General features: G+C 51.4%; 12 protein-coding genes. All 12 read left to right on the forward strand.

Translation table 11 applies throughout. The features are described from left to right. Nucleotides 1-38 precede the first annotated feature (38 nt). The 12 genes from MKX42_RS15010 to proS all read left to right on the forward strand — a co-directional run bounded on the left by MKX42_RS15010 (nucleotide 39) and on the right by proS (nucleotide 10,441). Nucleotides 39-347, forward strand: coding sequence for a hypothetical protein (locus tag MKX42_RS15010; RefSeq protein WP_340753188.1), 309 nt, complete (start codon nucleotides 39-41; stop codon nucleotides 345-347). A gap of 68 nt (nucleotides 348-415) precedes the next feature. After that, nucleotides 416-988, forward strand: coding sequence for a hypothetical protein (locus MKX42_RS15015; protein WP_340753189.1), 573 nt, complete (start codon nucleotides 416-418; stop codon nucleotides 986-988). Then, a complete protein-coding gene (locus MKX42_RS15020; RefSeq protein ID WP_340753190.1) occupies nucleotides 985-1,596 on the forward strand; it encodes a hypothetical protein in 612 nt (203 codons plus the stop codon). The genes MKX42_RS15015 and MKX42_RS15020 overlap by 4 nt, the downstream gene beginning before the upstream one ends. A gap of 161 nt (nucleotides 1,597-1,757) precedes the next feature. Further along, on the forward strand, nucleotides 1,758-2,459 hold the full coding sequence (gene rpsB, locus MKX42_RS15025; RefSeq protein ID WP_340753191.1) for a 30S ribosomal protein S2: 702 nt from the start codon (nucleotides 1,758-1,760) through the stop codon (nucleotides 2,457-2,459). A 146-nt stretch (nucleotides 2,460-2,605) separates the two neighbouring features. Next, nucleotides 2,606-3,256, forward strand: coding sequence for a translation elongation factor Ts (tsf, locus tag MKX42_RS15030; RefSeq protein ID WP_036692572.1), 651 nt, complete (start codon nucleotides 2,606-2,608; stop codon nucleotides 3,254-3,256). A gap of 102 nt (nucleotides 3,257-3,358) precedes the next feature. After that, a complete protein-coding gene (gene pyrH / locus MKX42_RS15035) occupies nucleotides 3,359-4,087 on the forward strand; it encodes a UMP kinase (protein WP_036692582.1) in 729 nt (242 codons plus the stop codon). After that, nucleotides 4,088-4,642, forward strand: coding sequence for a ribosome recycling factor (frr, locus tag MKX42_RS15040; protein WP_036692586.1), 555 nt, complete (start codon nucleotides 4,088-4,090; stop codon nucleotides 4,640-4,642). 78 nt (nucleotides 4,643-4,720) lie between these two features. Next, complete coding sequence (locus MKX42_RS15045; RefSeq protein ID WP_340753192.1) at nucleotides 4,721-5,488, forward strand: isoprenyl transferase; 768 nt, start codon at nucleotides 4,721-4,723, stop codon at nucleotides 5,486-5,488. 20 nt (nucleotides 5,489-5,508) lie between these two features. Beyond that, nucleotides 5,509-6,312 carry a phosphatidate cytidylyltransferase gene (locus MKX42_RS15050; RefSeq protein ID WP_340753193.1) on the forward strand — a complete coding sequence of 268 codons (804 nt, stop codon included), beginning with the start codon at nucleotides 5,509-5,511 and terminating at the stop codon, nucleotides 6,310-6,312. 23 nt (nucleotides 6,313-6,335) lie between these two features. Further along, a complete protein-coding gene (locus tag MKX42_RS15055) occupies nucleotides 6,336-7,475 on the forward strand; it encodes a 1-deoxy-D-xylulose-5-phosphate reductoisomerase (RefSeq protein ID WP_340753194.1) in 1,140 nt (379 codons plus the stop codon). Nucleotides 7,476-7,622: 147 nt separating this feature from the next. Further along, complete coding sequence (rseP, locus tag MKX42_RS15060; RefSeq protein WP_340753195.1) at nucleotides 7,623-8,897, forward strand: RIP metalloprotease RseP; 1,275 nt, start codon at nucleotides 7,623-7,625, stop codon at nucleotides 8,895-8,897. Between the two features lie 95 nt (nucleotides 8,898-8,992). Then, nucleotides 8,993-10,441, forward strand: coding sequence for a proline--tRNA ligase (proS, locus tag MKX42_RS15065; protein WP_340753196.1), 1,449 nt, complete (start codon nucleotides 8,993-8,995; stop codon nucleotides 10,439-10,441). Nucleotides 10,442-10,500: the final 59 nt, after the last annotated feature.

The raw sequence follows: 10,500 nt of genomic DNA on the forward strand, positions 1-10,500 counted from the left end.
CTTGATTCTGAAACCAATGAGTGGAGAAGAGGGATCTTATGAGTCTGAAACCGGTGGAACTGCAAATTGCATTGCCTCGCACTCATGATGCGGGCAAAGTTCAGAACAACCTCCAGCAGCGTCCTGCACTCGACCAGCAGCAATTAGCAGGCCAGAATGTCAAGCATAGCCAGGAAATCTCGCTGCGCAGCACTGAGGTTGACGAGTCTGCCGAATCGGCCCTGCGGGACGGCGGCAAGGGGAACGGCGCTGGCAGTCAGCCTCATCCGCGCAAGCCGGACAAGCAGGAGAACACCCATGATGCCGAACATCCCTATAAAGGGCACCGTATAGATTTCAGTCTCTGATTGGGACAGAATAACCGCAAATGCAGTTAAGGCATCCTATGAATTAAACGCAGAAGGAGATTACACACTTGGAACCATGGGTATACATCGTGCTGGTAGGCGCAGTTGCTATTGTTTATGCCCTGCGGCTGCCGGCCAGGACGGGCAAGGAAGACTCGGACAAGAAGAGCCTGAAGGAGACAGAGGCGGCTCTGGAGCTCTACATGGCCGATATCGAGCATGAGAACTCTGAGCTGCTGAAGCTTGTGGGAAGTATTAAGACACAGTCACAGAGCAATAAGGCGGCCCTTCAGGAAGAAATCGGTGTACTGCGGGAGCAGGTGGGCGAGCTGCAGAAGAGCCTGCTGCTGATGGATGCGCGGCTGACTGCGGAAGAGAAGGGACTGCTTCAGCTGGCAGCAACCTTCTCGCGGGAAGCTTCGTCCGGACATGCGGAGAAACCCCAGGGCACAGAGCAGGCAACTGAGGCAGTACCTCCTGTTAAGCCAAGACCCGTCAGCTCCATTAAGCTGCGGTATCCCCGGCTGTTCGAGCTGCATGAGCAGGGCAAATCGATCGACTCTATCGCTAAGACCGCCGGTCTTCAGCGGGGCGAGGTGCAGCTGATCCTGCAGCTTGCCCAGCAGGAGGAATCCGTATGATGAAGAACCGGTTCTTTATGCTGGGATTAGGGATCGGGCTGATAGCCGGCGCGCTGCTGCTGCAGCTGATGATAGCCGGGCGGGGTGCGCCGCTAACTAAAGAAGAGCTGATCCGGCAAGCGGCTAGCCTGAACCTGACGGTTGTAGATCCGGCAGAAACTGCTGCAACAGCAACGCCATCGCCGGAGGAAGGTGCCCAGGCCAAGGCTTCCGGGGCGCCGGCAACAACACCTGCAACACCGGCCTCTACGCCTGTTGTCCCGCCCAAGCCGGCCGTAGTGCCAAGCGCCGCAGCGACTCCGGGCAAGCCTTCTGCTCCTGCGCAGCCGCAGAGTACCGCATCGCCTGTCACCAAGGCTCCGGCTACACCTGAAGCGCCTGTGGCGGCGGTGGAGGGGGTAATCTCTTTGAAGATTCCGACTGGAATTACCCTAGCCCAGACGGCAGATCTGCTTGCGGAAGCCGGGGTTATAAAGGATAAGAACAAGTTCCTCCAGACGGCGGATAGCCGTAAGGTGAACACTATCATTCAATACGGCAGCTACAGCTTCACCAAGGGAGAGAGCATAAACTCCATTATTGACAAGCTGATTACCGTAAAAAAGTAATCGTTGCATAGGTTGTTTTAATATGATATATTAATTGACGGTGTTAAAACACACGCCGGTTGATTTCGACAAGGGGTGCTTTCTTCTGAAGAAAGTCTTGCTGAAAGATGACGCGCGGCGGAGGAGACACACAATAAACCAAAACTAGGAGGTGTGTGAAGATGGCAGTAATCTCCATGAAGCAGCTTCTCGAAGCTGGGGTACACTTCGGTCATCAGACTCGTCGTTGGAATCCAAAGATGGATCGTTATATCTTCACTGAAAGAAACGGAATTTACATTATTGACTTGCAAAAAACAGTCAAGAAGGTAGAGGAAGCTTACAACTTTGTAAAGAGCGTCGCTGGCGACAACGGCACAATCCTATTCGTAGGAACAAAGAAGCAGGCACAGGATTCCGTGAAAGAAGAAGCTGAACGTTCGGGTATGTTCTTCATTAACCAGCGTTGGCTCGGTGGTACCCTGACTAACTTCCAGACCATTCAGAAGCGTATTGACCGCCTGAAGAAATTGGAAGCTTGGGAAGAAGACGGTACCTTCGCAGTATTGCCTAAGAAAGAAGTTATCCTTCTCCGCAAAGAGAAAGATCGTCTTGAGAAATTCCTGGGCGGTATCAAGAACATGAATGGTCTTCCAAGCGCGCTGTTCATCATTGACCCGCGTAAAGAGCGCATTGCAGTAGCAGAAGCTCGCAAATTGGGTATTCCTATCGTAGCTATCGTTGATACTAACTGCGATCCGGACGAAATTGACTACGTAATCCCAGGCAATGACGACGCTATCCGCGCCGTGAAGCTCTTGACTGGTAAGATGGCTGATGCTGTTGTTGAAGCTCATCAGGGCGAAGACACAACTACAGCTTAAGTAGTAACCGGAACATAAAACATAAACTTAAATGAAAAAGGGTGGTTGGCAGGTGGATAACCTCTCACTGCCCTTTTTTTAAAATGCAAGCAAGTATCGCTTGATATCCGCGCATGACAACGACTATGACCCTGGAGGGAATAACAATGGCAGTAGATGCAAAAGCAGTGAAGGAACTTCGCGAAAGAACAGGGGCAGGAATGCTCGATTGTAAGAAAGCTCTGGAAGAAGCAAACAACGATATCACCAAAGCAGCTGAGTTGCTTCGTGAAAAAGGTTTGTCCGCAGCAGCCAACAAAGCAGGACGTATTGCTACTGAAGGTACTGTAGAGTCCTATATCCACGCTGGCGGCCGTATTGGCGTTCTGGTAGAAATCAACTGCGAAACTGACTTCGTAGGCAAAACGGATTCCTTCAAAGAATTCGCACGCGATATCGCTATGCAAATCGCAGCAGCGAACCCGCTGTATGTTCGCCGTGAAGAAGTACCTTCTGCAGACGTGGAGAAGGAAAAGGAAATTCTTAAGGCACAAGCGCTGAACGAAGGCAAGCCTGAGAAGATCGTTGAAAAAATGGTGGAAGGCCGCATCAGCAAGTTCTATGAAGAATACTGCCTGATGGAGCAATCCTTCGTTAAAGACCCGGACAAGACAATCTCTCAGCTGCTGAATGAAAAAATCAGCACAATTGGCGAGAACATCACAATCCGCCGCTTCGTTCGTTTCGAACTGGGTGAAGGTCTTGAGAAGAAAGTCGATAACTTCGTAGAAGAAGTTATGGCACAAGTGAAACAATAATAACTGCATGTCATTGAATAAGAACTGAATACAGGCAAGCATCAAAAGAGCGGAACACATACAAGTAGTGTTCCGTCTTTTGTAGAAAGTGAGGGTATATAATTGGAACAACCGGTATTTAAGAGAGTAGTCCTTAAGGTAAGCGGTGAATCGCTCGCTGGACAGAATGGCTATGGCATCGATGCCGATACGATCATCTCTATTGCAGAGCAGGTCAAGGAAGTCGTGGAGCTTGGAGTTCAGGTTGCGATTGTTTGCGGCGGAGGCAACATCTGGCGCGGAATCGCCGGAAGTGCAAGCGGTATTGACCGGGCAACAGCCGATTATATGGGAATGCTGGCAACAGTGATGAACTCGCTGGCATTGCAGGACGCTCTGGAGCAAATCGATGTCCCTACCCGGGTTCAGACCTCTATCGCCATGCAGCAGATTGCTGAGCCCTATATCCGCCGCCGGGCGATCCGGCATCTGGAGAAGGGCCGCGTAGTTATTTTTGCCGCAGGGACAGGGAATCCGTTCTTCTCGACCGATACTACGGCAGCGCTTAGAGCAGCCGAGATTGAAGCCGAGGTTATCCTCATGGCCAAGAATAAGGTAGACGGCGTCTACTCAGCAGATCCGTTCAAGGACAGCACAGCCGTTAAATACGAGCAGCTGACTTACATGGATATTCTGAACAAAAACCTGGGGGTTATGGATTCTACCGCTTCCTCACTCTGCATGGATAATAATATACCGCTCATTGTGTTTGCTATTACAGAGCAAGGCAATATTAAACGCGTCGTTCTCGGCGAAAAGATCGGGACGATCGTTAAAGGGAGTGTAAATTAAATGCCACAATCGGTTAAGAAAAATGCCGAAGAGCGTATGGAAAAAGCGATTCTCTCGCTGAAACGCGACTTGGCAACGCTGCGGGCAGGACGCGCTTCGACGTCGCTGCTGGATCGCATCCAGGTTGAATATTACGGTGCTCCAACTCCGATCAATCAGCTGGCTAACATCAGCACACCGGATTCCCGGACCCTGCTGATCCAGCCGTGGGACAAAACCTCAATGTCAGACATCGAGCGGGCAATTATGAAATCCGACATCGGGATTACACCTGCTAATGACGGTACGATTATCCGCCTGTCGATTCCTCCGCTTACCGAAGAACGCCGCAGCGAACTGGTGAAGTTCACCAAGAAGTTCGGTGAAGAAGCTAAGGTAGCGATCCGCAACATCCGCCGCGATGCCAACGATGACATCAAGAAGATGGAGAAGAACGGCATTTCAGAAGATGAATCCCATGGGCATCAGGAAGATATCCAGAAAACAACGGATAAGTTCATAGCTGAAGTCGACAAAGTGCTCTTGTCCAAAGAAAAAGAGATTATGGAAGTATAACGAAATTCATGAGACTTCAGGCCCCTCCGTTAATGGTGGGGTTTGTCTCTTTCTGATAAGAGCTTGGAGGAAACGGAAATGATCAAACGGATTCAAGAATGGCTGAGCCGTAAAGACAGGCAGGAGCCAGTCGAGATTTCCCCGGATAATATTCCCCGGCACATTGCGATAATTATGGATGGCAACGGGCGCTGGGCGAAACGGCGCGGTATGCCCCGGGTTGTGGGCCATCAGAACGGAATGAAGGCGGTCAAACGTGCTACGATTGCCGCGAATGACCTGGGCGTTGAATTCTTGACTCTGTATGCTTTTTCTACGGAGAACTGGAGCCGGCCGAAGGATGAAGTGGATTTCCTGATGCGTCTCCCCGTTGAATTCCTCGCGATTGAACTGGACGAATTAATTGAAAAGAATGTACAGGTTCGCGTAATGGGCGATACCGACTCGCTGCCTTCCCATACGCGCAAAGCGATGGAAGAAGCGGTAGCCCGCACACAGAGCAATACCGGACTTATTCTGAATTTTGCGCTTAATTACGGCGGGCGTAAGGAAATTGAGGATTGTATGCGCGGCATGGGCAAGGATATCCAGGCAGGAATCCTGTCACCTGAAGAAATCACTCCAGAGCTGATTGACAGCAGAATGTTGTCCAGCGGCTTGCCTGATCCTGACCTGCTGATTCGTACCAGCGGAGAGATGCGGCTCAGTAATTTTATGCTGTGGCAAATCGCATACAGTGAATTTTGGTTTACGGATGCATACTGGCCGGAATTCGATAAGACGCATCTGATCCAGGCTGTGACTGAGTATCAGCGCCGCACACGCCGTTATGGTGGATTGAAGTAGCCTGATGGGAGAGGGATTCTTTGAAGCAGCGATTGATTACCGGAATTGTTGCCGGGGCCTTGTTTTTAGGGTTATGCTATTGGGGTGGCTGGCCGTATCAGCTGATGCTGACTGCGATGGCCCTCATCGGCTATTATGAATTTGTGAAAATGACGGGTACAGCAACCTTCAGATTAACTGCTGTATTTGGTTATGCCTCTGTAGTAGGCTTTATGATTCCTTGGGACCTCCTGGAAATGAAAAAGCTATTCTCCTGGGAACAGGGGATATGGCTGGTATTGCTGCTGTTCCTGCTGGTCACTGTGTTCAGTAAGAATAAGTTGGATATCAAAATCACCGCAATGATGTTCACAGGCATTGTTTACATAGGAATGGGGTTCTCGTATATGGGAATCGCCCGCGGTGCGGGTGATGGTCATGGCCTCTTCTGGACAATCCTGCTGCTGTGTTGTATATGGGGCAGTGATGCCGGAGCCTATTTTGTCGGCAGAAGCTTCGGGAAGAACAAACTGTGGCCTGCGATCAGTCCTAACAAGACTATTGAGGGCGCTCTTGGCGGAGTATTGATTTCTGCTGTCATATCGATTGTGTTTGCTTTACTGGTTCCTGATCTGTTGACCATTGGACGTGCGCTGCTGATTGGAATTGCTTGCGCGGTGCTCGGTCAGCTCGGAGATCTTGTACAATCTGCCTATAAACGGGTGTACGGTATTAAGGATTCAGGCTCACTCTTGCCGGGTCACGGAGGCATCCTGGACCGCTGCGACAGCTGGATCATCGTATTTCCTTTCGTACATATCGTAATGCTGATGCCTTACTATTAACGACAGGGAGAAGGAACGCAACTGTGAAAAGAATTAGTATTCTCGGCTCCACGGGTTCTATCGGTACCCAGACGCTGGATGTGGTAGCTATGCATCCGGAAGCTTTTGAAGTCGATGGACTGGCGGCGGGAAGTAATACTTCACTGCTGCTGGAACAGGTCCGCCGCTTCAAGCCGCGCCGTGTATCGGTATCCACAAAGGACCTTGCAGAGGAGATTAGATCCAGTCTGCCTGCCGGTGTAGAGCTGTATAGCGGAAGTGAAGGTCTGGTGGAGATTGCTGCCGGAGGCGATGCACAGACGGTCGTAACTGCGCTTGTAGGCAGTGTAGGACTTCAGTCCACGCTTGCGGCGATTGAAGCCGGCAGACACATTGGACTGGCCAATAAGGAGACACTGGTGACCGCCGGACATCTGGTGACAGAGCTGGCTGGACGCAAAGGCGTGAAGCTGCTGCCAGTGGACAGTGAGCATTCGGCGATTTTCCAATGCTTAAATGGGGAAAACCGTAAAGATGTGGCTTCAATTACCATCACTGCCTCGGGCGGCTCGTTCCGTGATTATCAGCGTGAACAGCTTACGAATGTAACCGTAGCAGACGCACTGCGTCACCCCAACTGGAGCATGGGGGCCAAGATTACTATTGACTCGGCAACCATGGTTAACAAAGGCCTGGAGGTTATTGAAGCCCACCATTTGTTCGCCCTTCCGTATGAGCAGATTGATGTGGTGCTGCATCCGGAGAGCATCATTCACTCATATGTGGAGTTCTGCGACAGCAGCATTATTGCTCAGCTTGGGACTCCTGATATGCGGGTTCCTATTCAATATGCGCTCACCTATCCCGACCGCTGGCCGTCTCCTGCGAAGCGCTTGTCTCTGGCTCAGGTAGCCAGCCTGACCTTCCGGGAGATGGATTATGAGCGCTATCCGGCGCTGAAGATGGCCATTGACTGCGGCATAGCGGGCGGCACATTCACAACTGCCTTCAATGCAGCCAATGAGGTCGCCGTGGCCCGCTTCCTGCGCGGTGAGATTCCCTTCCTGCGGATTGATGAGATTATTGATGAAGTGCTTCAGCGTCATCACAATGAGGCGAACCCCGGTCTGGAACAGATTCACAGTAGCGATATAGCTTCCCGGGAGCTTGCAGCCGTTCTGTAACGGGATAAGAGGCCTTTATAAACGGTGAATATGGCTGTACCCTGAAAAATAGGTGTGGACTGTTGATTCTCTTGTGCCCTGCCTTGGAATAATGATAAATTAAGAGGACATACTTCGGTCTTACACCTTAAGGGGGAATGTTGCGCTATGGAGATGGTAAGAGTTGTTTTTTTAACGGTGTTTATGTTCTTTGTTCTGGTGACTGTCCATGAATGGGGACATTATTATTTTGCCAAACGCGCCGGAATTCTTGTACGGGAATTTGCGATCGGTTTCGGTCCGAAACTGTTCTCTTATAAACGCGGTGAAACCCAGTTCACGCTTCGCCTGCTGCCCTTCGGAGGGTACGCCCGTATGGCCGGTGAAGACCCTGAGATGGTTGAGATCGGCCCGGGGCAGACTATTGCTGTCCGGCTGGGCCAGGATAACAAGGTGAAGAATATATACATCGATTCACTGGATACGCGCAGAAATGTTATTCGCGGTGAAGCGCAGTTCACGGATCTGGAGAATGAACTGAAAATCCGCCTTGATGTAGACGGTGAAGTGACCACCTATGATGTGAATCCGCAGGCGATGATGATCAAGGGCACCCAGCAGACGCAAATTGCGCCCAGGGATCGCCAGTTCGGCGGCAAAACCGTCGGTCAGCGTGCGATAGCGATCCTGGCCGGTCCGGTGATGAACTTCATTCTGGCATTTGTACTGTTTGCACTTCATCTGCAGATGGCCGGAATTCCGGTGGAGAACCCGACCTATGTGAAGATCGGTGACGTCAGCTTAGGAATGCCTGCGCAGGAAGCAGGTCTTCAGAAAGGTGATATCGTCGTCACTGTGGACGGGCAGGCTATCGGCGGAGATTACCAGAAGATGATCAAGCTGACTTCGGCCTCCAAAGGCAAAGAAATGAACTGGACACTGAAACGCGGTGAAGAGACCTTCAGTGTGACCATGGTTCCCCGCGGAATGGAAGGGGAGCAAGGCGGCAAGGTTGGAATTACGCCAGAGCTGCCTACCCGCAAGGCCGGAGTGGGGGAGACGATTACCAAGTCCGGAACAGCGATGGTCGACACCACCAAGCTGATTTTTATCGGCTTCAAGCAGCTGATCAACAAATTTAATATGGATGATATCTCGGGGCCAGTAGGCACGTTCCAGTTGACTGGACAGATTGCCCAGCAGGGGATTCAGTATCTTACCTATTGGGCGGCTATTCTTAGCCTATACTTAGGGATCTTCAACCTGCTGCCGATTCCTGCATTGGATGGCAGCCGGCTTGTATTCCTTGGTGTTGAGGCACTGCGCGGCAAACCGGTCGATCCGAGCAGGGAAGGCATGGTCCACTTTGTAGGCTTTGCCCTGCTGTTCCTGGTGATGATCGCTGTTACGTATAATGATATTTTACGCCTCATAAGCGGCTGACGGATGTCATATCATTTTTATCCCGTGATGCATTTGATTCGGCTTCACAGCTAATGTGCAATCTGAGGGGCGAATATATAGGAGGATTTCTTCACATGGCCAAAGACAAGCAGTTCGTTACAGAGATCACGCCGCAGGGCGAGGATTTCTCACGCTGGTATATCGATGTTATTAAAAAAGCGGACCTGATGGATTATTCACCGGTCCGCGGCTGTATCGTATTCAAACCGGACGGCTATGAAATCTGGGAGCATATCCAGGAGGAAATGAACCGCCGCCTGAAGGCCACCGGTCACCGGAACGCCTACTTCCCGCTATTCATTCCTGAGAGCTTTTTCCAGAAGGAGAAGGAACATGTGGAGGGCTTCAACCCGGAGCTGCCTTGGGTCACTGAGGCCGGAGGCGATGTGCTGGAAGAACGTCTGGCGATCCGTCCTACATCCGAGACGATGTTTGGCCATATGTATTCCAAATGGATTCAGTCTTACCGTGACCTTCCGGTGCTAATCAACCAATGGGCCAACGTGGTCCGTTGGGAGAAACGTACCCTGCCGTTCATCCGCACTACGGAATTCCTCTGGCAGGAAGGCCATACCGCGCATGAGAATGAGACGGAAGCACGCGAAGAAACGATGAAGATGCTTGATAACTACCGCGACTTCGTGGAGACCTTTCTGGCTATTCCGGTAGTGACCGGACAGAAGACGCCATCCGAGCGGTTCGCTGGTGCTGTGGATACGTATTCCATTGAAGCGATGATGAAGGATGGACGGGCCGTTCAGGCCGCCACCTCACATTATTTGGGTACCAAGTTCGCGGTTGCTTTTGATATCCAATATCTGAACCGGGAGAATGTACTGGAACATGCGCATACCACCTCGTGGGGCTCTACCACGCGTCTGATCGGTTCCCTCATTATGGTGCATGGAGATGACCGTGGACTGGCTCTGCCGCCGAAGGTAGCACCTACGCAGGTCATTATGATTCCAATCGGACCGCCTAAGACCCGCGAAGCGGTCATCGGACGTACCGACGAACTGTTTGGTGAACTCAAAAGTGCTGGAATCCGTGTACGTGTTGATGACCGTGCGGATGTAACCCCGGGCTGGAAGTTCAATGAATATGAAATGCGCGGCGTCCCTGTCCGCCTGGAGCTTGGACCGCGTGATATGGAGAATGGAGTCTGCGTGCTCGTATCCCGGATCAGCGGCGAGAAGAAGGTCATTCAGCAGGAAAACCTGGTTGAAGAAGTAAACGCCATGCTGGAGCAGGTCCATCAGGAGATGTATGAGCGGGCACTGAAATTCCGTGAGGATCATTTTTATTCCGTAGACACTCTTGAGCAGATGAAGGATTCTATGGAGGAGAAACGCGGCTTTGCGCTTGCAGGCTGGTGCGGCTCTGAAGAATGTGAGGATAAGGTCAAGGAAGAGACCGGCGCAGGCAGCCGTAATATTCCGTTCCACCCGTCAGAAACGAAAGAAACCTGTATCTGCTGCGGCAAGCCTGCCCGGCATACGGTTGTATTTGCCAAAGCGTATTAATCGGCAACCTTATAATTGTTTACTTTTTATATCAGCTTCTGGCGAGAGGAGTCGGCGGG

The sequence above is a fragment of the Paenibacillus sp. FSL R7-0204 genome, from assembly GCF_038002225.1.
In the GTDB taxonomy this organism is placed as follows: domain Bacteria; phylum Bacillota; class Bacilli; order Paenibacillales; family Paenibacillaceae; genus Paenibacillus_AQ.